Genomic DNA, 25760 nt, shown 5'->3' with positions numbered 1-25760 from the left:
ACTAGATAAATTATTTATCATCTTGTACTTCAAAGTCAGCATCAACAACATTATCATCATGAGGTGCTTGCTCTTGTCCTGCTCCACCCATATTGTTTGGATCAAATCCTTGACCTTGTGCTGCTCCATTTTGTTGATACATTTTAGATGATACAGCATAGAATGCTTGATTTAATTCATCCATAGCTTTCTTTATAGCTTCTAAATCTGTTCCATCTTTAACTTCTTTAAGTGCATTAACCTTACTTTCAATATTTTGTTTATCTTCTGCTGAAACTTTATCTCCAAGTTCTTGTAATGTTTTTTCAGTTTGATAAACAGTTTGTTCTGCTGTATTTTTAACTTCTATTGATTCTTTTCTCTTTTTATCTTCTTCAGCATACTTTTCTGCTTCTTTTACAGCCTTATCTATTTCATCATCTGAAAGATTTGTTGAAGCTGTTATTGTAATATTTGCTTCTTTTCCAGTTCCTTTATCAACTGCAGAAACTTTAACTAATCCATTAGCATCTATATCAAATGAAACTTCTATTTGAGGAATTCCTCTTGGAGCTGGAGCTATTCCTGATAATGTAAATCTTCCTAAAGTTTTATTATCAGCAGCCATTTGTCTTTCACCTTGAACTACATGAATTTCAACTGATGTTTGACCATCTGCAGCTGTTGAGAATATTTGGCTCTTTCTTGTTGGAATAGTTGTATTTCTTTCTATTAAAGGAGTTGCAATTCCACCTAAAGTTTCAATTCCAAGTGATAATGGAGTTACATCTAATAATAATACATCTTTAACTTCTCCAGTAAGTACACCTGCTTGTATTGCAGCACCCATAGCAACACATTCATCTGGGTTAACTCCCTTTGAAGGTTCTTTTCCTGTAAAGTTTTTAACTGCTTCTTGAACAGCTGGTATTCTAGTTGAACCACCAACTAAAAGTATTTTATCTACATCATTCATTGAAACATTTCCTGTTTTTAATGCTTCTTTCATGATTGTCATTGTTTTTTCTACTAAATCACTTGTTAATTCATTGAATTTAGCTCTAGTTAAAGTCATGTCAATGTGTTTTGGACCTGTAGCATCAGCTGTTATAAATGGTAAATTTATTATTGTTTGAGTTGATGATGATAATTCAATTTTAGCCTTTTCAGCTGCTTCTTTTAATCTTTGAAGAGCCATTTTATCTTGTTTTAAATCAACTCCATATTGTCCTTTAAAATCTTGTGCTATATAATCAATTATTCTTTGGTCAAAGTCATCTCCACCAAGTCTAGCATCACCATTTGTTGATACAACTTCAAATACTCCGTCTCCTAAATCTAAGATAGATACATCGAATGTACCACCACCTAAATCATATACTAATACCTTGTGAGCATCTTCCATTTTATCTATACCATAAGCTAAAGCTGCTGCTGTTGGCTCATTTATTATTCTTAAAACTTCTAATCCTGCTATTTTACCAGCATCTTTAGTTGCTTGTCTTTCAGCATCATTAAAATAAGCTGGAACTGTTATAACAGCTTGAGATACTGATTCACCTAAATAAGCTTCAGCATCTGCTTTTAATTTTTGAAGTATCATTGCTGATATTTCTTGTGGTGTATAATCTTTTCCTTCTATTGTAACTTTATGGTCTGTTCCCATTTCTCTTTTTATTGAAATTATAGTCTTATCTGGGTTTGTTATTGCCTGTCTTTTAGCAACTTGACCTACTAATCTTTCACCATTAGCTTGGAAAGATACTACTGATGGAGTAGTTCTTGCACCTTCTGAGTTAGTTATAACTACAGCTTCTCCACCTTCCATAACAGATACACATGAATTTGTTGTTCCTAAGTCAATTCCTATTATTTTACTCATAATATATTCCTCCAAAATTTAAATTATTAATTAACTACTCTTACCATAGTATGTCTTATGACTTTATCGCCTCTTTTATACCCTTTTTGAAATACTTCAGCCACTTGATTTGCACCAAATGCCTCATCTTCATTATGCATTACCGCTTGGTGAACATTTGGGTCAAACTCTCCAGTTGCATCAATTTCTACAACATCAAGCTTTTCTAAGGCATCTATAAACTGTCTGATAGTCATATCTATACCCTTTTTAATATCATCTAAATCTCCTTCAACCACAGCAGCTCTTTCTAAATTATCTAAAACTGGAAGTATTCTCTTTAAGATATCTTCGCAAGCATTTGTATAAATTCCTTCTTTTTCTTTATCAGTTCTTCTTCTATAGTTTTCATATTCAGAAGAAAGTCTAAGCAATCTATCTTTTAATGCTTCTAATTCATTTTCTAATTTTTTATTTTTATCTTTAAAAGTCATATTTTCTTCTTTTAATTTTTTAAATTCATCTAAATTAGAAACATTGTTTTCTTCTATATTTTCTTCTACATTAGATTGTTCAGAATTTAAAGTTTCTGAATCTTGACTATCTAATTCTACTTTTTCATTAATTATTTCTTCTTGATTATCGTTAATATTATCCATTGCTAGAACATACACCTCACTTAACTTATTGCTTATAAAAAATTATCTTTGCTCTAAGGCATCATTTAATTTTTTCATGACTCCTGTCATAACACTTATTACCCTTGAATAATTAATCCTTCTTGGTCCTATTAATGCAATAGAGCCAATTGGTTTATTATCTAAATAATAAGATGCCGAAATAACTGAACACTCCTTAGCCTCTGGAATAAAGTTTTCATCGCCTATTTTTATAGTTATATTCTCATCACTGTCTATAAGTTTCTCAATAGAGTCCTTATCATAGAGCAACGACAATATTTTTTTCGCCTTCTCTATATCACTATATTCTGGATAGTCTAATAAATTAGTTGTACCCTCCATAAACACTTTAGAAGATTCATCATCTTTCAAGCTTTCATATAAAGTTGGAATCAAAGCATTAAATATATTTTCATAGCCAACTAAATCATTTCTTAAATCATTTATAACTTGAAGATTAATTTGTTCTATTGTAAGATTTTTTAATCTTCTATTTAACACTTGACTTATATAATTTAATACTTCTAAACTTGGAATATTATTCACCTTAATAACATTATTTTTTATTACTCCACTATCAGTTAATAGAATGCATATTATATCATTCCCATCAATAGGGACAAGTTGTATTGATTTAATATAACTCTTTTGCATAGAAGGTGGTGTAACTAAACATGTAAGATTAGTTAATTCAGATAAAAGTGTACCTGCTTGTTTTAAAATCTTATCAATTTCATAAAGAGCACCATCTAAGACAGCTTTTGTTATCATAGATTCTTCATCTAAACTAAGCTTTTCATATTCCATTATTCTATCCACATAAAGTCTGTAGCCCTTACTTGACGGTATTCTACCTGATGAGCTATGAGGTTGTTCTAAAAATCCCATCTCCTCTAAATCAGCCATTTCATTTCTTATAGTTGCTGAACTTATACCAAGGTCATGTTTTTTAGCGATAGTCCTTGAACCAACAGGCTCTCCTGTATTTATATAGTCATTAACTATAGCCTGCAAAATTTTTAATTTTCTTTCATCTATCACTATCTCACCTCTTTTATTAGCACTCATTAATATCGAGTGCTAACGACTACTTTTTTAATATATCGCTTTTTTATTTTTTTGTCAATACTTAAATTTATTAAATTTTAATATTTAACTTCAAATAGTGATGTATATTTAATTTTTACTTATTTTATTTTTTACTATATCTGATTATATTTTAAATCAAGAAATCAGCCATAATAATATTTGATATTAACATTCCCTTCTCAGTTAAATATAATCTTCCCTTATTTCTAACTAAAAATTCTTCTTTCTCATATTTTTTAATTACATTTTTGTATATATCATCTAATTTTTTATTAAATCTTTTATAAAATTCCATTTCATTTATACCTTCTACTTTTCTAAGCCCCATAAACATAAATTCTTCAATATTATCATTTTCACTATTTTCTATTACCTCTTCATAACACATGTCATCATTATTTATTTTTTCTACATATGTCTTTATATCTGATATATTTTTAATTCTTTTACTATTTACATATGATGAGCTACTACTTCCAACACCTATCCATTCTTCCATATTCCAATACTTTAAGTTATGCTTACATTCCTTTCCTTTTAAACTGTAGTTTGATATTTCATATTGCTCATATCCATATTTCTTTAATATCTTTTTACCCTCGTTATACATATCCCTTTCTACATCCTCAGAAACCACATCCAACTTATTTTTTTCATAAAGCCTATAAAAAACCGTCCCCTCTTCTATAATCAAACTATAACTTGATATATGCTCTGGTTTCATTTTGCATACAATTTCTAAAGTTTCTTTAAACTCATCTAAACTCTGATTTGGGAGAGCAAATATTAAATCTACATTTATATTCTTAAAACCTACTTTTCTTGCCAATTCAAAAGTATTTTTAAAATCATTAAATGTATGTATTCTTCCTATCGATTTTAAAAGTTTTTCTTGAGTTGTTTGAAGACCTATACTTATTCTATTTACTCCATACTCTTTCATAGTTTTTAATTTTTTTTCGTTTAAACTTCCAGGATTACACTCCATAGAATATTCTACATCCAAAGATTTATTTAATTTATCTATTTCATTAAATAAAATTTTCATATTTTCAACACTTAAAATACTAGGTGTGCCACCACCTATAAATATAGTATCAATAATATATTCATCTATTTCTTTAAATGTTTTTCTAATTTCTTTGCATAATGCTTCTATATAATCATTTTGCATACTCTCTTTTCCAGCAAAAGATGCAAAATCACAATAATAACATTTTTGCTTACAAAATGGTATATGCACGTAAAGCCCTAAATGTTTCATATTTACCTCCAATTTTTAAATATAATTTATTATTAAAATATTATTTAAGCATATTTTCTATTAAAATACCAAAAAATTTAAAATAAAAGCTATACTTATTGAAATCAACAAATATAGCTTTACTAAATAATATTAATAAACTCTAATCAACTTTTAAAACTGCCATAAACGCTTCTTGTGGAACCTCGACAGAACCTAACTGTCTCATTCTCTTTTTACCTTCCTTTTGTTTTTCAAGAAGTTTCTTCTTTCTTGAGATATCTCCACCGTAACACTTAGCTAATACATCTTTTCTCATAGCTTTTACAGTTTCTCTAGCAATTATTTTAGAACCCACTGCTGCTTGAATTGGAACTTCAAACATATGTCTTGGGATTATTTCTTTAAGCTTTTCAGCAATCGCTCTTCCTCTATGATATGCTCTTGACTCTGGAACTATCATAGATAAAGCATCTACAGTTTCTCCATTTAAAAGTATATCAAGTTTCACAAGCTTAGATTGTTCATATCCTTTAAGTTCATAATCTAAAGATGCATATCCTCTAGTTTTTGATTTTAAAGTATCAAAGAAATCATAAACTATTTCATTTAAAGGAATATCGTAGTTTATAACAACCCTTGTTTCCTCTATATATTGCATATCAATATATTTTCCTCTTCTCTCTTGGCAAAGTTCCATAATAGCACCTGTATATTCTGTTGGAGCTATTATTGATGCCTTAACAACAGGTTCTTCCATATAATCTATTTCAGTCATTGGCGGAAGATTAGTTGGATTTGTAAGTTCTATTTTTTCTCCATCTGTCTTTATTACTTTATATATAACAGATGGTGCTGTTGTAATAATATCTAAGTTAAATTCTCTTTCTATTCTCTCTTGTATTATTTCCATATGAAGAAGTCCTAAAAAGCCACACCTAAATCCAAATCCTAATGCAACAGATGTCTCTGGTTCAAAAGCAAGCGCTGCATCATTTATTTGAAGCTTTTCTAAAGCTTCTTTAAGCTCTTCATATTTAGCTCCATCAACTGGATATATTCCTGAATAAACCATAGGTATTGCTGGCTTATATCCTGAAAGTGGTTCTTTTGTTGGATTATCTGCATAGGTTACGGTATCACCAACTCTAGCATCTCTAACATTTTTAATTGAAGCTGTTATATACCCAACTTCTCCTGCACTAAGTTCCTTAACTGGCATTAAAGCTGGAGTAAATACTCCTACCTCCGTTATTTCATAAACCTTACCAGTAGACATGAATTTTATTTTAGTCCCTGATTTAATTTTTCCATCCTTAAGTCTAATATAACAAACTACACCTTTATAGCTATCATAATAAGAATCAAATATTAAAGCCTTAAGCGGTGCTTCTTCATCTCCCTCAGGACTTGGAATATTCTCTACAATTGTTTCTAATACATCTTCTATATTAAGTCCTGTCTTTGCAGATATTAAAGGTGCATTTTCAGCCTCAATTCCTATAACATCCTCAATTTCTTGCTTTATTTCATCTGGTCTCGCACTAGGTAAGTCTATTTTATTTATAACTGGAACTATCTCTAAATCGTTATCTAAAGCTAGATAACAGTTTGCTAGTGTCTGTGCTTGTATCCCTTGTGTTGCATCCACAACAAGAACAGCACCTTCACAAGCTGCTAGGCTTCTTGAAACTTCATAAGTAAAATCTACATGTCCTGGAGTATCTATAAGATTTAATATATATTCCTGTCCATCAGCTCTCTTATATATAAGTCTTGCTGCTTGAGATTTTATAGTTATTCCTCTTTCCTTCTCAAGTTCCATAGTATCTAGAACTTGCTGTTCCATTTCTCTTTCTGTTAATGTTCCCGTTTTTTCTAACAGTCTATCTGCTAATGTTGATTTACCGTGATCTATATGTGCTACTATTGAAAAATTTCTTATATACTTTTTTTTATCCATATTTCAACCTGCATTTAAATCTTATTTTTTAAGATTTAAGCAGCATTCACCCCCATGTAAAATAAGTCATGTTAGATTATATCATAGTTTAAAACAAATTGTTAATAATTAATTTTATCAAACAGTGCTTTATACTATATTATTTATTAAATTATTAAAATTCATTATAATATTATCTATAGAATTTACAATTAGTAATATAATTTTTCCTATTATTAATTCATCTAAGTCTATATCTTTTTCATTAATAATCATTTTTGTAGAATCATTTTCTTTATATATTTTAATTATACTTTTATCTTCATTGAAAATACTTAAATCTATACCCGTTTTTTGTGATAATTCTTTACTACTAAGCGAAGAATCATCATCTGTGTAACCATTATTAAATATAGCCGTATTTTGCATATTTATATTAACAGTTCCCCATAACAAAATTGATATAAATAAAAAAAATGGTATAATTCTTATGATTTTTCTCAAAAAAAACACCCCCTAGACTATATCTATAAGGATGTTCAAAATAATCTTATTTATTCAATAAAGATACAAAAAATTTTATCTGTTAAGCTCCTCAGCTATAAGACGAGCTAAATATCTTGCTGTATTATTAGATTCTTGTGGAGTATTACAATTTGCTCCAATTTCTACCAAAAGAGAATTAGCACTTAAATCTTGATTAAAATAATTACTTCCTCGATTATAAGTCATAAGTTTCCCTCTCCAAAGCCCTGGAAACAATTCTTCTGATTTTTCAGTTAATCTAGTTGCTAAACTCACTGATGCATCATAATTGGGATTATTCTTAGTTACTACAAACATAAATCTAGCCAAATCTTCCCCATTTATATTAGTCGTAACAGCTGATTTACTAGATTCAGAAACTGCATCTCTATGAAGGTCTATTATAAGTTTAAAATTTCCATACTTAGCTAGATAAGATTGGACAGTTTCTCTAGATCTTTTATAACTATCATTATAAGATATCGAATGCATAGTTTTATCATGTATAACGGATATTCCGTAATTTTCTTCTAGTTCTTTTGCTAAAGTATCACCAACTCCTACAACATTTAAATTTTCATCTGTAGTATCATTAATTGAATACCCCTCAGCTGTATGTGTATGGTATATTAAAACTTCGGGTACTGATTGATCTAACTCTTTCTTTAAACTTGAATCATAAACTCCACTAGACGTATCAGTAGTAGCAACCTGCGTTTGTTCCTTCATATCTATACTTTGATCATTTAAACTAAAAGAAACTATATCAGATATTTTATTTATATAACCAGGCTTTTCCACAGTTGAAATCCTACTTAGTGCATCAAAATAAGGAACCTCATTTAAAACTATATCTATCGGATGAAAAGATTTTATATTTAAGGCTTCTAAAGCTAAACTTTTTATTGTTACGTTACTTTCAACATAAGCATCTTTATCGTAATATGTAGCTTCAATTAATGGCATTCCTTTATTTAACAACTGAACATAAGATAAATTTCCTATTACATTTTTCTCTAATGTTACTTGTATAAATCTAAACATAAATATTACTAAAAATATTAAGAAAATTCCAAGTTCTATGGGAATCTTCTTTCTGCTTTTCACCTGCACATTATTCGCCCCCTCATATTTAAATTTATATGTAGGGGCAAGAAATATTATGTTACCTAATTTAAAAATTTATTTATATCTTCCATATCTAAACTAGGTTGAAGTGCTAAATTTATACCATCTGATATTATTTTTGACACTGAATCTATAACATCATCTACTTCCTTAGGAGTCACCATTAAATCACCTACATATGGGGCTAAAAGGCTTTTTATTAAAGAGTTCTTTTCATTTCTATTCACCGATTTTAACATTTTATAAAATTCACTGCCTTTAGTTGATTGATTTATCATTTCGTCTAATACTAAATCCATAGCATCATTTGCAACCGTAGCCGCATCTACAACAGTTGGCACTCCAATAGAAATTACAGGAACACCTAAAACTGCTTGATTTATTTCCATTCTATTATTACCAACTCCAGCCCCAGGTGAAATTCCTGTATTACTTATTTGAATAGTTCTTGCAACTCTTTTTAACCTTCTAGAGGCTAAAGCATCCACGCATATTACAATATCTGGTTTTACTTTATCTACTAAAGATTTTATTATTTCACCTGTTTCTATTCCTGTTATCCCTAAAACTCCAGGTGCAATAGCACAAACTGGTCTTACAGAATCGTCTATTTTATCTGGCATAACCTTCTTTAAATGTCTTGTTATCATAATTTTTTCAACAACATCAGGGCCTAATGCGTCAGGCGTCACATTCCAATTTCCAAGTCCAACTACTAAAGCCAAACTATCCTTTCCTACCTCTATAATTTTGGATAATGTTTCTCCTAGAATATGAGCTATTTTGTCCTTTATATCACCATCATAATGAGTATATTCGGGCATTTCTAACGTTATATATTTGCCCTTAGGTTTTCCCATTATTTTCTCACCTTGCTCATCTACAATATCTACTGTGGTTATTTTTATATCATTAATTTCTTGCTCATCTACTACAAGTCCATCAACTTCCTTACCAAACTCGAATTTATACATCTCACGTGTTTCTAAAGCTAAGTCTGTTCTTACATTAATCATAACTAATCCTCTCTATTTATAAACAATATTTATTAAGTATTAGTTTATCCTAAATATCATGAATTATGTTTCTATAACATTTAAAAAACACTTGAACTTATATTTTTATGATGTTATAATAACCTTTGTTAAATATGAACTCGTACGCAGATTCCCCAAAAACTGCAGATACGCTATAAAAGTTGAAGGGGGTGAAATAAAAATGGCAAATATTAAATCAGCAAAAAAAAGAATTAAAATTACTGAAACTAAGACTTTAAGAAATAAAATGATTAAGTCTTCTTTAAAAACAGCTATAAAAAAATTCGAAGTTGCAACTACTAAGGAAGAAGCTACTGTTGCTTTCGCTGTTGCCGCTAGAGCTTTAGATATGTCTGTTTCTAAAGGTGTAATACACAAAAACATGGCTGCTAGAAAAAAATCTAGATTAGCTGCTAGATTAAATAAAATGGCTTAATTATACGGTGCTAGATATTACCTAGCACCATTTTCTTTTTACATAACAGTTTTTATTATCATAATTTCTAACTCACTTTTTGCATTAACATTAGTACTTTTTAAAATTTTTTCAGTATTTGCACAAAGCTTTATACATCTTGCTAACTGCTCTTCATTAAACTTCTTACTCTGAGTTATCATTTTTTCCACTACAAAATTAGGCAAATTTACTCTACTAACCATTAAAAATTCTTCTTTTATATCCTCTATTTTATATCCTTTTGAAATTTTTATTTTAACTCTATAAAGTTTTTGAAATTGCTCTCTTATTTGACTTAAAATAACTATTGGACTTTCTCCCCTATTTATTAAATCATTTATAAGATCTACCGCTCTATCCACTTTTTTTACCGATATAAATTCTACTAAATCAAAAATATCTTGTTCTCCTTTTCTAGGAAGAAGAGCCTCTATATCATCTTTTGTTATCTCTCTGCCATGTGTATAGTTTAAAAGTTTATCAATTTCTCTTTCTATGATATCCATATTATTATCTACCATATCACAAAAATATCTCAACTGTATTCGTCCAATTTTTACCCCTTTTGAAGTAAATTTTTCATATACCCTATTATAAAGTGCAGCACCTCTTAACTTCTCTATATTTACAATTGTTATATATTTATCTAAAGCCATAAGTTTTTTTAATTTGGTAATCTTTTCTCTCTTATCTCTCAGAAGAATATATCCTATTATTACACATTGCTTTGGAGTATTTTTTAAATACTCTTTAATTTCCTCATATATTTTTTTATTATCATTATCTAATTTTTCATTTAAAAACTGTATTCGATATATGATAACTACTCTTTTTTCTCCCATAAAAGGAAATGTTTCAAACGCATCTTTTAATTTCTCTGCACTTAAATCATCACCATAAAATTTACTTATATTTAAATTTTCTAGTCCATCATCAACGAAATTTTTACTCAGCTTATCTATCGTTTCCTTCATAAGCATTTCATCTAATCCACATAATATATAACAATTACTCTCTTTTTTTTCTTTTATATTTTTATTCAAAGTCCCTAAATCTATCATGCTATCTGCGATATCCTTTCATAGATTTTATTTATAATATAAACTTATTTAAGTATTTAGCTAAAACATATTATAACATAGTTATTTTTAGATAAAATGAAAATAAAATTACCAAAGGAATCATTGAATAAAATACTATATTAAACTTCTTAAAACCACTATACGACATGTATATACATATAAACATCATCATATAAAAAACTGCATAAGCACTATGTATATATACACTCTCTAAAGATACCTTGCTTAAAAAGATTAAAATTCCATTTAAAACTACAAATAAAATATTTATCGGTATATATAAAAAGCTCATACTTTTTATTGTTAACCAAGATATTATTGTTAAAAATCCCAAGGGTAACATTATACTTATAATTGGTGCTAAAAGAAATCCTGCTAATAAAAAATTCATAGAAAAACTATTGAATTTTAAAACCATATATGGATAAATAAATACTTGGGCTGCTAATGTTAATGATAAAAATTTATTGATATAATTAGGTAAGATATAAAATGCTTTACTGAAAATTTTAGCAAATAATACTATTCCAATAGTTGCTAAATACGACAAGATAAAACCACTTTCATAAAGAATATATGGCTTATAAATAATTAATATTATAGCAGATAAACAAAGTGCACTAATTGAATCATAGTTTCTAGAGATTTTCTTAGATAATATCATTAAAAAAATCATAATATAGGCTCTAACAGCTGATATAGGACATCCTATTGAAATTATGTAAAATAAACAAATAATTAAAGAAAATTTAGTATTTAAAAACTTATTAATACACATAAATAATAAGGATATATGAAATCCTGATACACATATAAGATGTATTACTCCTAAATTAGACAAATTATTTTTCTGACTGTAAGATAAAAAATCTTTGTTTCCGAAAACTAAAGCCGTAAGAAAAGCACTTTTATTCTCTCCTAAACTCGTTTTGATATAACAAAAATATTCCTCACTAAATCTATTTATATAATATTTGTACCCTTTTTTTATTTTAATTTGATCTTTTACAAACAAATGTCCAACTATTCCACTTTTAACATCTATACTCTTTTTAAACTTTCCTTTAAAAGTTAAAATTTCTCCTGTTTTTATATTACTATCTATATTATTTATATAAACCTTTCTCCCTCTAAAGTTTCCTACAACTTCATTTTTCTTTATACTGTCTATTCGCACTGTATATATGCTAGCTTTATTTTCATAAATGGAATAATAAAATAAACAAGATACAAAAGAAAATAGGAAAAAAACTAATAACATCCCCCTAAAATTTTTCTCTATAAGGATAAAAGCGCAAAAAATAATAGATGTAATAAAAACTATTACACCTATATAACTATTTCTAGAAATTAAGTATGTTATATTACCACTAATTACTGATATGATTATAAAAAGCAGTGGTTTTTTAATCAAAAGCTTAGGTGTATCTTTATAATTAATCATATTTTACCTCCGCCTTTAATTTTATCCATAAGTTTTTATTTTATTCTTATCCTTTAGGCTTAGGATTAAATATAATCGCCATTATATAGCCAAAAAATATAGCTGCTGCAATTCCTCCAGCTGCTCCTTTTATACCTCCTGTAAAAGCACCTAATATACCATTTTCTATAACTTCTTTTTTTACAGCCTTAGATAAAGAATATCCAAATCCAGGAAGAGGAACAGTCGCTCCAGCTCCTCCTATTTGAACTATCTTTTCATAAATTCCTAACGCTCCTAAAATAGTACCTATTGTTATAAACGTAACCAATATTTTGGCTGGTGTAAGCGTGGTTTTATCTATAAGTATTTGAGCTATAACACATATAATTCCACCAACTATAAATGCACCTATATAACTCCCCATAAAATTCACTTCCTTTCTTTACATATATTCTATAGAAACTGCATGAGCAATACCTGGTATTGATTCTCCCTGAAGTGATGATGTAGAACTCATAAGAGCTCCTGTTGAAACTAACAAAACTCTTTTTAATTTTTTTGCCATTAACTGTTTATATAAGTACCCACAAAATACAACTGCTGAACATCCACACCCACTTCCACCAGATTTTACATCATTATCATCATTATTAAATATTTCTACACCGCAATCCGTATAAACTCCGCGTATATCATACCCATAGTCTAAAATAAGATTTTCTGTAAGTGATTTACCTATTTTACCTAAATCACCAGTAACAATTATGTCATAATCTTTGGGTTCTCGTCCTGTATCCTTAAAATGTTTATATAACGTGTCCACGGCTGCTGGAGCCATTGCTGCTCCCATATTGTCTGATTCTTTTATTCCATAATCTTTAACAACACCCGTTGTTACATGAGTTAAATAAGGCAAATCCCCATATCTTCCTAAAAGTATAGCCCCAGCTCCTGTTACCGTCCATTGTGCTTGCTCCTTCCTTTGAGAACCATACTCTAAAGGAAATCTAAATTGTCTCTCAGCAGCACTAAAATTAGATGATGTAGCTGCAATTACATGATTAGCAAATCCCCCATCTAATATAAGCCCAGCAAGACTTAATGACTCCGCCATTGTAGAACATGCCCCATAAAGTCCAAAAAAGGGAATATTAAATTCTCTTGCCATAAAGCTAGTTGATGTTAACTGATTCAATAAATCTCCCCCAAAAAGATAATCAATATCCTCTTCTTTAAGATTACCTTTTTTTATTACATTGCTAATAGCTTTTATCATCATGCTTGTTTCTGCTTTTTCAAAGCTCTTTTTCCCATTTTGATCATCTTTTACTACATCATCAAAATAATCTCTTAAAGGTCCTTCACTTTCTTTTTTCCCAACAACACTATGAGTTGCAATTATTTTTGGTTTACTCTCTAATACTACCGTTTGCCTACCTAAACGTTTTTCCAATTTACTCATAATCCTATACTCCCATAACACCTATTAAAATTAAAATATAATATATAATTCCAATAACTATAGATGTACTTATACCATATACCAAAACAGGCCCTGCTATTGTAAACATTTTTGAACCAATTCCCATTACAAAACCTTCTTTTTTAAATTCCATAGCTGGAGATACTATAGAATTTGAAAATCCCGTTATAGGTACAATAGTTCCTGCTCCAGCAATAGCTGCTATTTTATCATATACACCTATTCCTGTTAAGAAGGCACCTATAAATATCATTATTATTGGTAACCATGTAGTTGCATCATCTTTAGGCACTCCAAACCTTATAAGCATATTTAATATAAACTGACCTATAACACAAATCAGCCCTCCTATAATAAATGCCCTTACACAGTTTTTAAAAACTTTTGGTTTAGGCTTCATCTTATTTGATAAAATTTCAAAATCTTTTTTTATTTCTTTATCTCCTTTATATTGCATCTTATACCATCCTTCTTATAATAAATATTATGATTTGTATTTATTATTTCTTTATTTGATTGTATATATACAATGATTAAAGGTATATAAAAATAAAAGTTGTTTAAAAAGATAATAATTTTATTATCTAAATTAAACAACTAAAAATTATATGATTATTAAACTTATTCATCTTCTAAATATTTCCTCATAAGAACTAAGACTTTTTTCTCTATCCTAGAAACTTGCACTTGACTTATACCAAGCATTTTAGCAACTTGAATTTGAGTCTTGTCCTTAAAATATCTAAGCATTATTATTTCCTTAGATTTTATATCTAAAGAATTTATGGCTTCTTTTAAAGCTATCTTATCTATCATATTATTATCTTCATCTGGACTTTCACTTAACTTATCTATTAAAAGTACAGGAGTTCCCTCATCTTGGTGTATTGTATCGTAAAGGTATTGCATATTATTAACCGATTCTAAAGCAAAAACTATATCCTCTTTATCTACATTTGAAAATGCTGCTAACTCATCAATAGTTGGTTCTCTATTTAACTCTTTAACTAGAGTTTCTTTATCATAATGAAGCTTTTTAGCCAAAATTTTAGTATTTCTACTAACCTTTATCATCCCATCATCTCTTAAAAACCTCTTAATTTCTCCTATTATCATAGGAACTGCATATGTTGAAAACTTTACATTAAAAGATGAATCAAAATTATTTATAGCCTTTACAAGCCCCATGGAACCTATCTGAAATATATCTTCATACTCATAACCTCTATTCATAAACTTTTTGCAAATAGAAGATACTAAAGGTGTATTCACTTCTACTAGTTTATTCATAGCTTCATCATTGCCACTTTTAGCTAACTTTATTAGTTCAGTGTTATCGTTATAATTAAAATCTTCTTTCCTTACCTTCATTATATCCACTAAAACATACCACCTTAACTATTGAAAGCTTTTTTTCATTACCACCTTAGTTCCCTTTCCAAATTCACTAAACACTTCTATAGAATTCATAAATGTTTCCATAACAGTAAAACCCATTCCTGAACGCTCAAGCTCTGGTTTTGATGTATATAGAGGCTCTCTAGCTTCCTCAATATCCTCTATTCCTTGCCCATTATCTTCAACAGTTATTATTACTTCTTTATTTTTTATTATGGTTTCTATTGAAACTATGCCATTTTCATCATTATCGTATCCATGTATTATTGAATTTGTAACAGCTTCTGAGACTGCTGTTTTTACATCATTTATTTCCTCTAAAGTTGGGTCTAACTGTGCTATAAAAGAAGCTACTGAAACTCTTGCAAAACTTTCATTTTCAGATTTAGCTAAAAATTCTACCTTCATTCTATTATGAAACATATTAATCCCTCCACTAACTAAAATTTAAAGCATCTTCTATTTTATCATAAGTTTTTATTATTCTAAAAATTCCTGAAAGTTCAAATACTCTTTTTATATTACTATTAATAGATGTAATTGCTATTTGTCCTTTTTTTGAATTCATTCTCTTGTACCTACCTATAATAACGCCGATACCCGAACTATCCATAAAGGTTACCCTTGAAAAATCTAACACTAAATTACTTATAGCATCTTTATCAATAATATCATCTATCTTATGCCTAACTTCTTGTGCACTATGGTGATCTAATTCTCCTAAAAGATGCACAATTAAATTAGAATCTATTTTTTCAAATTCAATATACATGAAATTCCTCCTATCTTCTTATCTCTTTTTCCATATTTTAACATATATTATGTAAATTTGTCAATTAATACTGATAAAGATGATTTGTATTTTACAAATCATCTTTATCTAAACATTAGTTTTTATACTTTTTAATCTCCCTATCAATAGAAGCTGCTATGTCCTCAAAACTAGTTTCATTATCGCCTAATAAAACCATTATTGCATCACTTATATTTTCCATTGTATATATAACAAAATCTCCATTATTTATAGCCTCTTCTACATTTGGATTTAAAATAACCTCATCTAAATTACTTTCTGGTATCAATACTCCCTTACCTTTATAAGTATCTATAGAATTACATACATTAAAAAATCCCTCTATTTTGTCATTGACTCCACCTATTGGTTGAACATCTCCAAATTGATTTATAGACCCTGTAACTGCTATATTTTGATTGACAGGTATTTTGCTTAAAGCTGAAATCATAGCTATTACTTCTGCAACTGAAGCGCTATCCCCTTCTACTTTTCCATACACCTGTTCAAAACTCAAATGAAAATCTATTGATGCTATTTCATAACTATTTAAAAACTTGCTTAAAAATCCTTTAAGTATACTTAAAGATTTATTGTGTATACTACCACTTAAATTACTTTCTCTTTGAGAGTCAACTATTCTACCCATGCCTTTTGAACAAACACAAGATATTCTAAGCGGCTTTCCAAAGCTTACATAACCTAAATCTATAACAGCAAGCCCATTTACACTTCCTACCACCTTATTTTTAACATCTACTATCATTTTATGTTTTTTATACATATCTATATACTCTTCTTCTACATTAGAAATAGTATATATGCTATTTCTAATTTCCTGTACATCTATAATTTTTTTCTTACCCTTAATGGCTAATCTTTCTGCTTTAATTAAAACTTTTTCAATTTCTGAAACATCCCAATATATTTTATTTTTATCTGATGCCTTTCTTGATAAGTATTTTCCTATTTCATTTATTCCATTTTGTGATAAATTCATTAGCTTATTTGTTTCTATTATTTCTCGTATAGTATTTAATAAAATTCCTTTAGTTTCATCATTTATGGTTTTATAAGGATTAAATTCTAATCTTATTTTGAACATATTCTTAAAATTTTCATCTTGATTATAAAGAATATCAAAACTTGCATAATCTCCTATTAATATAACTTTAGTATTTAAAGGTATTGGTTCTGGAGTTAAACCATTTAATGATAGTACTTCTAAATAACTTTTATTAAAATCATAGGTAACCTTTCCTGTAAATAAAGCTTTCATTAAATAGTAGTATACATTTACCCCATTAAACAAAGAATTAAGCCTTAAAATTAAACATCCCTCATTAGCCATGATTAATGAGCCAGCTTTAATTTGAGTAACATCTGTTACATATGTGTTACCTCTATTTTCATAATCTATACTTCCTAAAAGATTATTAATTGTTGGATCCTCTTCAAATATAACCCTTGGAGCTGTGTTTTCACTATTATCAACTAATATATTTACTACATACCTTGATAATATTTCAGAAATCTTATCTTCATCATCTTCAAAACTCATGGAATAATTATCTATTACAGAACTTTCTAAGTCATTAAACAAATCATCAAAACATTCTAAAACTTTATCTACACCATTAAAATTAAGATATAAATCATTTTTAAACTCACGTGTTTCCTCTTCAAGATAATCTTCTAATATTTTTTTTAATCTATCAACTGCTTTTATTTCCATGTTTTTTAAGTCTTCTAAAATTTTTTCAGCTTCCCTTTTAAGTTCATCAGCCTTTAAATTTATATTATCCTTAGACTCGCTTTCTAACAAATCATATTCATCTTCATCCACTGTTTTTCCATCTATTATAGGAATAAAAGCGAATCCCGCCGCTGTTGCTTTTAAATCAAATCCCTCATCTTTTGCTTTTTTTATTAACCCACTTATATAAGAGTTTCTCTTATCGTGAATATCATTTATTATCATTTCTTTTTCATTACTTACAGATGAATTATAAAAACTAAATATCTTATCATAATATAATTCTTTTATCTGCTCAACCTTTTCTTTTAAAACAATACCTGTACCATTTTCTATGACAACAGATTTGGGGCATTTAGGATTATCAGTTATAATATAGCATATATCTTTAGGTTTTTCTTTTTGAGAAAGAATCTTTTCTATATACTTAGTTATCTTATTTAACTTTTCTTTTGAAAATTCATCTACTAAATAAACATTGTATCCTTCTTTATTTATATTTAAAGCATCTTCAATAGAATTGCATATATCAGCATATTCTAATATATTATTTTTTTCCCCTCTAACCTTTGTAAAATCTTCTTTATATATTATTTCCTGTGGAGTTATTTGTTTTCTCATAAAACTAAATCTGCTTAAAATTTTTATAATTCTAAGCCTTATCCTCCTTTTACATACTTATTATATTAATATTCTAAAAATATTATTTTAACCATACTTTTTTATTTATTAATATAATTTTCTTCGACAAAAAAAGCCTATGACTCTTCATAGGCTCTTGATTTTTTTAATATTTATAACATTATTTTTCTGTACAAATTTTTATAGATGCTGATGCACCTATCCTATTTGCCCCATTTTTTATAAGCTCTTTGGCCTCCTCTGATGTCCTAACCCCACCTGATGCTTTAACACCCATATTTTCTCCCACAGTTTCTCTCATAAGTTTTACATCAAAAGGAGTTGCTCCACCTGTTGAAAATCCAGTTGATGTTTTTACAAAATCAGCCTTTGCTTCACTTGCAAGTTTACAAGCTATAACTTTTTCTTCATCAGTTAAAAGACATGTTTCTATTATAACTTTAATTAATGCCTTTCCTTTTACCTCATTTACCACAGCTTCTATATCTTTTTTTACATAGTCATAATCTTTATCCTTAATTCTTCCTATGTTTATCACCATATCAACTTCTGTTGCACCATTTTCTACGGCATCTTTAGCCTCTAAAACTTTAATTTTAGTTGTATTTGCACCTAAAGGGAAACCTATAACAGTACATACTTTAACTAAGCTTCCATTTAAAATTTTTGCTGCAAGCTCTACATTAGTAGGATTTACACAAACAGATGCAAAATTATATTCTAACGCTTCTTTACAAAGCTTTTTTATTTCTTCACTTGTTGCATCTTGTTTCAACAAAGTGTGATCTATCATCTTATATATATCTTTATATTCCATAAATTTCTCCTAAATCAATTATTTATATTGCATATAATTACTATATATTTTATTATATAAATTATTCATAAATATGTAAACATTACAAAACATTTAAAAATTTATTTTCATTAAATTCATTATATGCTATAATACATGTTAGCTTTACAAATAATATATTATCAATAATATATTATTTAATTATAAGGTGAAGGAGTTTTAATAATGGGAGTTAAAGACAAGTTATCAAAATATTATACAGACTCTTACTTAGAAAAATACGGCGATAGAATGGCTCAATTTCAAGGAAATATAATTTCTGTTAAAGTAGAAGAAAAATCAATACTTTGGTTATTTCATAAAATTATAGCTACTGTAATAATCAAACCTGATAGATCAAAAGCTGTAATAAAATGTGTTTATAAAAAAAATAAATGGTTTAAAAAGCCTCAATTTATTCAATTAAATAGAGGAAATACAGTTATTATTCAAGGTCTTAAATCAAACAAAGAAAATGAAAAAGAATACATTGAAATTAGCAATATTTTAAATCTAACAACTAAAAAAGATTTAATACCTGTTGATCATTCTCAAATCAAAAGAGTTCAACAACCAACTTATAGAAACAAATAATAAAAAAGCTATGGAAAATTCCATAGCCTTTTTTATTTTAAAAAATTTCAAAATCAAAATACTATTTTTTAACCTTTATAAAAAGATAAACACTATTTATAAAAAATATTACAGATGAACAGAATAAAACTAAAAGCCAATTATTTATTCCTAAAGCTGTTGTATGGAAAATTTGTCTTAAAAATGGCACATAAATTATTGATAGAAGCATAATAACAGATGATAATACTGCCAAAACCAAATATGGATTACTAAATAATTTTATTTCAAATATTGAGTGTCTCTCTGATCTACATTCAAATACATGAAATAATTGTGACATTACTAAAGTTGCAAGAGCCATAGTTCTGCATGTTTCTAAACTCATTCCGTAATACATTCCACCTATAAATGATAAAAGTGTACAAATTCCAATTAAGCATCCCCTAACTAGTATCTTCTCTGTAAGCCCCCTTGCAAATACACCTTCTTTTTTATCCCTTGGTTGTTGATTCATTATGTCCTTATCAGCTGGATCCACCCCAAGAGCAATTGCAGGAAGTCCATCAGTTGCTAAATTTACAAATAAAATTTGTATAGGAAGCATAGGAGTTGGAAGATAAAATAATGATGCTAAAAACATCGTTAAAACTTCTCCTAAATTACAAGATAATAAATATCTTATAAACTTTCTTATATTATCGTATATAGTTCTTCCTTCCTCTACTGCCGATACTATAGTACTGAAATTATCATCCATAAGTATCATAGCTGATGCTTCTTTTGTTACATCCGTTCCTGATATTCCCATAGCGATTCCAATATCAGCCTCCTTGATAGCTGGAGCATCATTTACGCCATCTCCAGTCATTGCAACAATATTGCCTGTTTGCTTAAATGCCCTTACAATTCTTAACTTATGTTTAGGTGTAACCCTTGCAAAAATTCGTATATTCTTAACTTTTTCTTTAAGCTCCTCATCATTTATTTTTTCAAGTTCCTCACCTGTTATAACTTGATCCTTTGAAGTTACAATATTTAAATCCTTCCCTATTGCATAAGCTGTATTTTTATGATCTCCCGTAATCATAACTGGTCTTATTCCAGCTAGCCTACATTTCTTAACAGCTTCTTTAACCTCTGGTCTTGGAGGATCTATAATACCTGCTATTCCAAGAAATATTAGATTATTTTCTAAAGTTTTTTCATCTCTAGTTAAATTGTTCTCTTTATAAGCTCCACCAATACACCTTAAAGCTCTATTACTCATATTCTCTACTGAATCTAGTATCTGAGTCTTTTTTTGATGAGTTAATGGTTTTATAGTTCCATCTTCATATATATGTGTACACTTGTTTATAAGACGTTCTGGAGCACCTTTTACATAACAAATTTCTTTACCATTTTCTTTAACAATTACAGACATCATTTTTCTTATCGAATCAAATGGTATATCAAAAACTCTGTCTATTGATGCTACTTTATTTTTTAATAAATTTACATCATTAAAATACAACTTTATTAAAGCTGTTTCTGTTGGATCTCCGTAAAGTGCCTCCTCTATATTTTCTTTAGAAAAATTATAATTGCAATCATTACAATATACAAAAGATTTCATTAGAGCATTATTTTCAGGAAGTTTTTCATCATCAATTTTATAAATTTTACCATTCATAAAAACTTCTTTTACTGTCATTTTGTTTTGAGTTAATGTACCAGTTTTATCACTACATATTACAGAAGTACATCCTAAAGTTTCAACAGCTGGAAGTTTCCTAACTAAAGCCTTTCTCTTAAGCATTCTAGACACTCCAAGAGCTAAAGAAACTGTAACTATCGCCGCTAATCCTTCCGGAATTGCAGCAACTGCTAAACTAACACCTAAAAGGAACATTTCTCCTAAATCATTTCCTCTTAAAACACCTAAAACTGTAACAAGAACACAAACAATAATGCATAGTACAACTAATATTTTCCCAAGACTATCTAATCTTTCTCTAAGCGGAGATTTTTCATCTTCTATATTCTGAAGGTCATCAGCTATTTCTCCCATTTTAGTTCCCATACCAACTTGTGTTACTCTAAAACTTCCTTTTCCTTTTAAAACAGTAGTTCCCATGAATATGTTTGAGCTATTCCCAATTAACCCCTTGTTCACCCCTACTGATTCACCTGTCAAAAGTGATTCATCCACCATAAGATTGTTGCATTCTATAATAGCTCCATCCGCTGGAACTCTATCTCCTGTTTCTAATATAATAACATCTCCTATAGTAACTTCTGAAGCATTTACAATTTTTATATTTCCATCCCTCAAAACTTTACATGTTGGAGCTGCTAATGATTTTAAAGCATCTAAAGATTTCTCTGTTTTAAATTCTTGAATAAAGCCTAAAAAAGCATTTATAACTACTATAATAGATATTGTTACGGCATCAGCAATATCACCCATAAACCCTGAAATTATTGTTGCACCAATAAGCACCCAAACCATAAAATCATTAAATTGCGCTAAAAATATCTTTATGGGAGATATTTTTTTCTTTTGCATAATTTCATTAGGTCCATATTTTTCAAGCCCTTTTTGAGCTTCACTTGAAGTTAAACCTCTAATAACTTCTTTTTCCTGTATCACTTTTCATCCTCCTTTTTACAAATATATTGTAATATATGTGCTAAGATATTAAATTTAGAACCTAATTTATATTATGTATACAAAAATAACCATAAAATTCTATTATTTTTTATTAATAATCAATACTTAAATTAATAAACTTTACTTTTGTTTATGTAACATTTAAAATAATTATTAGAGATATTACAACACTTTTTTTATTTTGTTATGAACATATTTTAGAATAAACATTATAAAAAATACTGTATATAAGAAAGTGAGGTGAATCGCTAAAAACATAAATTAAAGTTTTTAGCGGTAATTATTATGAAAGATATTATATATGTAACAGGTCATAAAAATCCTGATTCTGATTCTGTATGTGCTGCTATATCATATGCAGAATTTAAAAACAAAACTCAAAACACACCAGCTATACCTGTTGTTTTAGGAAAAGTTAATCAAGAAACTCAATATATTCTAGACTATTTTAACGTTTCAAACCCTAGATTATTAGAAACAGTAAAACTTAAAATAGAAGATTTAGATATTGATAGAATGAATCCTATAACTTCTGATGTTTCTTTAAGAAAAGCTTGGGCAATCATGAACGAAAAAAATCTTAAATCAATACCTGTAGCAAATTCAAAAAACCAATTAGTTGGTATGCTTTCAACATCAGATATAACAGGAACATACATGAACACATGGGAAAAATGTATTTTAGCTAAGAGCAATACTAGTTTAAAAAATATAGTTGAAACTCTAGATGCTAAAACTATTAATGTGAATAATGAAATAACAGTTTTCCCTGGAAACATAGTAGTAGGAGCAATGAGTTCTAGTTCTTTAATAAACTTTGTCTCTGAAGGAGATATTGCTATAGTTGGTAACAGAATTGAATCTCAAAAGAAGCTGTTAAATCTTAATATTTCTTTAATGGTAATAGCAGGAGGTCTTGATCCATCTGAAGAAGTTGTTACTTTAGCAAAAGAAAAAAATATTTCAGTTATAGTAACTCCTTATGATTCATTTACAACTTCTAGACTTATAGTTCAAAGCCTACCTGTTGAATTTGTAATGGCTAAAGAAAACATAATTTCATTTTCAACTGATGAACTTGTTGAAGATGTAAAAGTAAAAATGTCAGAAACTAGATATAGTAATTATCCAGTTATAGATGAACATAATAGAGTTATTGGAACTATTGCTAGATTCCATTTAATTTCTAATAACAAGAAAAAAGTTATACAAGTTGATCATAATGAAAGAGGTCAATCTGTAAATGGTCTTGAAGATGCTGAAATTTTAGAAATAATAGATCATCATAGAGTAGCTGATATACAAACTGGAAATCCAATATATTTTAGAAATGAACCTCTTGGAAGTACTTCAACTATAGTTGCTAAAAGATTTTTTGAAAATGGATTAACTCCATCTAGAGAAGTTGCTGGTCTTTTATGTGGAGCTATAATATCAGATACTTTATTATTTAAATCTCCAACTTGTACTCCAGAAGATATAGAAATGTGTAATAAATTAGCAGAAATAGCTGGAATAAACCCAGAAACATTTGCAAAAGAAATGTTTAAAGCTGGTACTTCACTTAAAGGAAAATCAGTTGAAGAAATATTCAACCAAGATTTTAAACCATTCACTATTGAAGGAGTTAAAATAGGTGTTGCTCAAGTAAACACAATGGATATCGAAGGATTTATGCCTTTAAAAGAAGATATGCTTAGTTATATGAAAGAAAAAGCTGAAAATATGGGACTATCAGTTATAATGTTATTACTTACAGATATTATAAATGAAGGCTCTCAACTTCTAGTTGCAGGAAACACTCCTCAAATAGCTGAAGAGGCATTTAAAGTTACTTTAGAAGATTCAACTGTATTCTTACCTGGAGTTTTATCTAGAAAGAAACAAGTTATCCCACCAGTAACAGCTACAATCATAGAAAGAATTAGCAAATAACAAAAATAAAGGTATCCTTAAAGTCTAAAGACTTTAGATACCTTTTTATTTCCATTTTAATATTTTATATTTTTCATGATTTTTTTTATAGTTTATAAGATAACCATTACCTACTAAATCTAAAAGTGGTGTATCTGATAAGGAATCTGAAAACATAAGTGAATTTTTAAAATCTACTCTTATATTTTTTTCTTTTAATACACTCATTAATCTTTTTACTTTTTCCTCACCCTTACAATTTGCTCCTAGCATTTTTCTTGCAAATTTTCCATCATTAAAATGAAATCTAGTACCTATTATCATATCTACTTCTTTTATAGCATAAAATTCTTTTAAATAAAATTCTGGTGAAGCAGATATAAGGTATATTTTATATCCCTTTTGTTTTAATTCTTTTATTTTATCTATGGCATCTTTATAGAAAATGTTAGTTAATCGTTCATCATAATAATTTTTAACTAAATTATTTAAATCTTTTTCATTAATACCATCTATAAACTTTAAAAAACATTCCTTTACTCTTTTTTCATCATAAACCTTTATACCATATAAAATTCCTGATACAATAACTCGTAACAAATATTTTATATTCTTCTTATCTTTTTTTAACATAAATTTAAAAAACTCTAATAATGTTTCTTTATTAGTTATCGTAAAATCCACATCAAATATAGCTAGTTTTTCCATATATTCTCCTTAGAATTTAAAAAGATGATGCAAGCACCATCTTTTTATTTATATTATTCAGATAATTCTTCTTCATAATATTTTGTTACTTCAGCAAATTCTTCTTCTGAAGGAACCACAAGTTCTCCTTCTTCCCCTTGTGATCTGAAAAGGTATATTGAATTATCTTGCGGATTTTCTACTAAAACATATTCTGAATCTTTATATTCAAATGCTTCTACAACGTCGCAAGAAACTATATTTCCATTTTCATCTTCTAGGTCTACCACAAATGTTTCATAATGCTCTTCACCACATCCACATTCATTTCCATGATCGTGGTTATGACCTCCGCATCCACAACTTCCTTGATTATCTTCACCTTCGCATCCACAGCTTCCGCCGCAGCATTGATTTAATTCTTTTTCTGACATAAAACTTTCCTCCCTTACGGAAATACTTATCATTTATGCACCCTTAATTTTAAGGGGCTTTTATAAATTTTAACATCATTTTTGAATATTAACAACATGTATTTAAATATATTTTCATATAAATCTATTTTTTAGATAAA

Annotated in this window: 24 protein-coding genes; 3 read left to right on the top strand and 21 right to left on the bottom strand. The window is 28.2% G+C overall.

Translation table 11 applies throughout. The features are described 5' to 3' along the window. Positions 1–10: 10 nt before the first annotated feature. From dnaK to gpr, 8 genes are all read right to left on the bottom strand, one after another. On the bottom strand, positions 11–1861 hold the full coding sequence (dnaK, locus tag DR020_RS09020) for a molecular chaperone DnaK (RefSeq protein WP_055259344.1): 1851 nt from the start codon (positions 1859–1861) through the stop codon (positions 11–13). A 26-nt stretch (positions 1862–1887) separates the two neighbouring features. Then, the gene (gene grpE, locus DR020_RS09015) at positions 1888–2499 is read right to left on the bottom strand and encodes a nucleotide exchange factor GrpE (RefSeq protein ID WP_055259346.1); all 612 of its coding nucleotides are present in this window, start codon (positions 2497–2499) and stop codon (positions 1888–1890) included. Between the two features lie 42 nt (positions 2500–2541). Further along, the gene (gene hrcA / locus DR020_RS09010) at positions 2542–3564 is read right to left on the bottom strand and encodes a heat-inducible transcriptional repressor HrcA (protein ID WP_112365793.1); all 1023 of its coding nucleotides are present in this window, start codon (positions 3562–3564) and stop codon (positions 2542–2544) included. A 175-nt stretch (positions 3565–3739) separates the two neighbouring features. Continuing rightward, the gene (gene hemW, locus DR020_RS09005) at positions 3740–4873 is read right to left on the bottom strand and encodes a radical SAM family heme chaperone HemW (RefSeq protein ID WP_112365761.1); all 1134 of its coding nucleotides are present in this window, start codon (positions 4871–4873) and stop codon (positions 3740–3742) included. 142 nt (positions 4874–5015) lie between these two features. Further along, complete coding sequence (gene lepA / locus DR020_RS09000; RefSeq protein ID WP_055259350.1) at positions 5016–6815, bottom strand: translation elongation factor 4; 1800 nt, start codon at positions 6813–6815, stop codon at positions 5016–5018. A gap of 129 nt (positions 6816–6944) precedes the next feature. After that, positions 6945–7298 (bottom strand): hypothetical protein, encoded by a 354-nt coding sequence (locus DR020_RS08995; protein WP_055259352.1) that lies wholly within the window; start codon positions 7296–7298, stop codon positions 6945–6947. A gap of 75 nt (positions 7299–7373) precedes the next feature. Continuing rightward, positions 7374–8432: a stage II sporulation protein P gene (locus DR020_RS08990; RefSeq protein ID WP_055259354.1), complete on the bottom strand. Its 1059-nt coding sequence runs from the start codon at positions 8430–8432 to the stop codon at positions 7374–7376. 56 nt (positions 8433–8488) lie between these two features. Next, positions 8489–9463, bottom strand: coding sequence for a GPR endopeptidase (gene gpr, locus DR020_RS08985; protein WP_055259356.1), 975 nt, complete (start codon positions 9461–9463; stop codon positions 8489–8491). Between the two features lie 202 nt (positions 9464–9665). Here gpr and rpsT point away from each other — a divergent pair, with 202 nt between their 5' ends. Next, positions 9666–9920: a 30S ribosomal protein S20 gene (gene rpsT / locus DR020_RS08980; RefSeq protein ID WP_112365760.1), complete on the top strand. Its 255-nt coding sequence runs from the start codon at positions 9666–9668 to the stop codon at positions 9918–9920. A gap of 38 nt (positions 9921–9958) precedes the next feature. Here rpsT and holA read toward each other — a convergent pair whose 3' ends face one another. The 10 genes from holA to deoC form a co-directional block, all read right to left on the bottom strand. Beyond that, positions 9959–11002, bottom strand: a complete 1044-nt coding sequence (holA, locus tag DR020_RS08975; protein ID WP_055259359.1) for a DNA polymerase III subunit delta — start codon at positions 11000–11002, stop codon at positions 9959–9961. Positions 11003–11072: 70 nt separating this feature from the next. After that, positions 11073–12284, bottom strand: coding sequence for a ComEC/Rec2 family competence protein (locus DR020_RS08970; protein ID WP_207655894.1), 1212 nt, complete (start codon positions 12282–12284; stop codon positions 11073–11075). Between the two features lie 229 nt (positions 12285–12513). Further along, entirely contained in the window at positions 12514–12873 is a 360-nt protein-coding gene (gene spoVAE, locus DR020_RS08965) for a stage V sporulation protein AE (RefSeq protein WP_055259362.1), read from the bottom strand. An 18-nt stretch (positions 12874–12891) separates the two neighbouring features. After that, positions 12892–13911 carry a stage V sporulation protein AD gene (gene spoVAD / locus DR020_RS08960; RefSeq protein WP_112365758.1) on the bottom strand — a complete coding sequence of 340 codons (1020 nt, stop codon included), beginning with the start codon at positions 13909–13911 and terminating at the stop codon, positions 12892–12894. A gap of 4 nt (positions 13912–13915) precedes the next feature. Further along, complete coding sequence (gene spoVAC / locus DR020_RS08955; protein ID WP_058992697.1) at positions 13916–14389, bottom strand: stage V sporulation protein AC; 474 nt, start codon at positions 14387–14389, stop codon at positions 13916–13918. A 164-nt stretch (positions 14390–14553) separates the two neighbouring features. Further along, positions 14554–15303 (bottom strand): RNA polymerase sporulation sigma factor SigF, encoded by a 750-nt coding sequence (gene sigF / locus DR020_RS08950; RefSeq protein ID WP_207745303.1) that lies wholly within the window; start codon positions 15301–15303, stop codon positions 14554–14556. Positions 15304–15330: 27 nt separating this feature from the next. After that, a complete protein-coding gene (gene spoIIAB, locus DR020_RS08945) occupies positions 15331–15753 on the bottom strand; it encodes an anti-sigma F factor (protein ID WP_055259369.1) in 423 nt (140 codons plus the stop codon). A gap of 13 nt (positions 15754–15766) precedes the next feature. Beyond that, on the bottom strand, positions 15767–16102 hold the full coding sequence (gene spoIIAA, locus DR020_RS08940) for an anti-sigma F factor antagonist (protein WP_055259371.1): 336 nt from the start codon (positions 16100–16102) through the stop codon (positions 15767–15769). 115 nt (positions 16103–16217) lie between these two features. Then, on the bottom strand, positions 16218–18500 hold the full coding sequence (locus DR020_RS08935; RefSeq protein ID WP_112365757.1) for an AAA family ATPase: 2283 nt from the start codon (positions 18498–18500) through the stop codon (positions 16218–16220). 181 nt (positions 18501–18681) lie between these two features. After that, complete coding sequence (gene deoC / locus DR020_RS08930) at positions 18682–19338, bottom strand: deoxyribose-phosphate aldolase (protein ID WP_112365756.1); 657 nt, start codon at positions 19336–19338, stop codon at positions 18682–18684. A gap of 204 nt (positions 19339–19542) precedes the next feature. Here deoC and DR020_RS08925 point away from each other — a divergent pair, with 204 nt between their 5' ends. Then, the gene (locus DR020_RS08925; RefSeq protein WP_055259377.1) at positions 19543–19950 is read left to right on the top strand and encodes a hypothetical protein; all 408 of its coding nucleotides are present in this window, start codon (positions 19543–19545) and stop codon (positions 19948–19950) included. Positions 19951–20011: 61 nt separating this feature from the next. Here DR020_RS08925 and DR020_RS08920 read toward each other — a convergent pair whose 3' ends face one another. Beyond that, positions 20012–22561 carry a calcium-translocating P-type ATPase, SERCA-type gene (locus DR020_RS08920; RefSeq protein WP_082412343.1) on the bottom strand — a complete coding sequence of 850 codons (2550 nt, stop codon included), beginning with the start codon at positions 22559–22561 and terminating at the stop codon, positions 20012–20014. 309 nt (positions 22562–22870) lie between these two features. Between DR020_RS08920 and DR020_RS08915 the strand changes: the two genes are divergently transcribed. Further along, complete coding sequence (locus tag DR020_RS08915; protein WP_055259381.1) at positions 22871–24520, top strand: putative manganese-dependent inorganic diphosphatase; 1650 nt, start codon at positions 22871–22873, stop codon at positions 24518–24520. Between the two features lie 45 nt (positions 24521–24565). Here DR020_RS08915 and DR020_RS08910 read toward each other — a convergent pair whose 3' ends face one another. Next, on the bottom strand, positions 24566–25207 hold the full coding sequence (locus DR020_RS08910) for an HAD-IB family hydrolase (RefSeq protein ID WP_055259383.1): 642 nt from the start codon (positions 25205–25207) through the stop codon (positions 24566–24568). A gap of 53 nt (positions 25208–25260) precedes the next feature. After that, complete coding sequence (locus DR020_RS08905; RefSeq protein WP_055259384.1) at positions 25261–25620, bottom strand: DUF1292 domain-containing protein; 360 nt, start codon at positions 25618–25620, stop codon at positions 25261–25263. Between the last annotated feature and the right edge of the window lie 140 nt (positions 25621–25760).

Origin of the sequence: Sarcina ventriculi (assembly GCF_900456775.1) — a bacterium.
GTDB lineage: Bacteria > Bacillota > Clostridia > Clostridiales > Clostridiaceae > Sarcina > Sarcina ventriculi.
The sequence above is the reverse complement of the archived record's forward strand: the minus strand, read 5'-3'. Positions and strand labels throughout refer to the sequence as shown.

Bases quoted from the DNA above. Each gene is read 5' to 3' on its own strand.
- grpE (WP_055259346.1), bottom strand. From the start codon at position 2,499: ATGGATAATATTAACGATAATCAAGAAGAAATAATTAATGAAAAAGTA.
- hemW (WP_112365761.1), bottom strand. From the start codon at position 4,873: ATGAAACATTTAGGGCTTTACGTGCATATACCATTTTGTAAGCAAAAA.
- lepA (WP_055259350.1), bottom strand. From the start codon at position 6,815: ATGGATAAAAAAAAGTATATAAGAAATTTTTCAATAGTAGCACATATA.
- dnaK (WP_055259344.1), bottom strand. From the start codon at position 1,861: ATGAGTAAAATAATAGGAATTGACTTAGGAACAACAAATTCATGTGTA.
- spoVAE (WP_055259362.1), bottom strand. From the start codon at position 12,873: ATGGGGAGTTATATAGGTGCATTTATAGTTGGTGGAATTATATGTGTT.
- holA (WP_055259359.1), bottom strand. From the start codon at position 11,002: ATGATAGATTTAGGGACTTTGAATAAAAATATAAAAGAAAAAAAAGAG.
- DR020_RS08915 (WP_055259381.1), top strand. From the start codon at position 22,871: ATGAAAGATATTATATATGTAACAGGTCATAAAAATCCTGATTCTGAT.
- DR020_RS08910 (WP_055259383.1), bottom strand. From the start codon at position 25,207: ATGGAAAAACTAGCTATATTTGATGTGGATTTTACGATAACTAATAAA.
- gpr (WP_055259356.1), bottom strand. From the start codon at position 9,463: ATGATTAATGTAAGAACAGACTTAGCTTTAGAAACACGTGAGATGTAT.
- spoIIAA (WP_055259371.1), bottom strand. From the start codon at position 16,102: ATGTATATTGAATTTGAAAAAATAGATTCTAATTTAATTGTGCATCTT.
- spoVAC (WP_058992697.1), bottom strand. From the start codon at position 14,389: ATGCAATATAAAGGAGATAAAGAAATAAAAAAAGATTTTGAAATTTTA.
- spoVAD (WP_112365758.1), bottom strand. From the start codon at position 13,911: ATGAGTAAATTGGAAAAACGTTTAGGTAGGCAAACGGTAGTATTAGAG.
- spoIIAB (WP_055259369.1), bottom strand. From the start codon at position 15,753: ATGTTTCATAATAGAATGAAGGTAGAATTTTTAGCTAAATCTGAAAAT.
- DR020_RS08925 (WP_055259377.1), top strand. From the start codon at position 19,543: ATGGGAGTTAAAGACAAGTTATCAAAATATTATACAGACTCTTACTTA.
- DR020_RS08935 (WP_112365757.1), bottom strand. From the start codon at position 18,500: ATGAGAAAACAAATAACTCCACAGGAAATAATATATAAAGAAGATTTT.
- DR020_RS08905 (WP_055259384.1), bottom strand. From the start codon at position 25,620: ATGTCAGAAAAAGAATTAAATCAATGCTGCGGCGGAAGCTGTGGATGC.
- DR020_RS08970 (WP_207655894.1), bottom strand. From the start codon at position 12,284: ATGTTATTAGTTTTTTTCCTATTTTCTTTTGTATCTTGTTTATTTTAT.
- sigF (WP_207745303.1), bottom strand. From the start codon at position 15,303: ATGAAGGTAAGGAAAGAAGATTTTAATTATAACGATAACACTGAACTA.
- rpsT (WP_112365760.1), top strand. From the start codon at position 9,666: ATGGCAAATATTAAATCAGCAAAAAAAAGAATTAAAATTACTGAAACT.
- deoC (WP_112365756.1), bottom strand. From the start codon at position 19,338: ATGGAATATAAAGATATATATAAGATGATAGATCACACTTTGTTGAAA.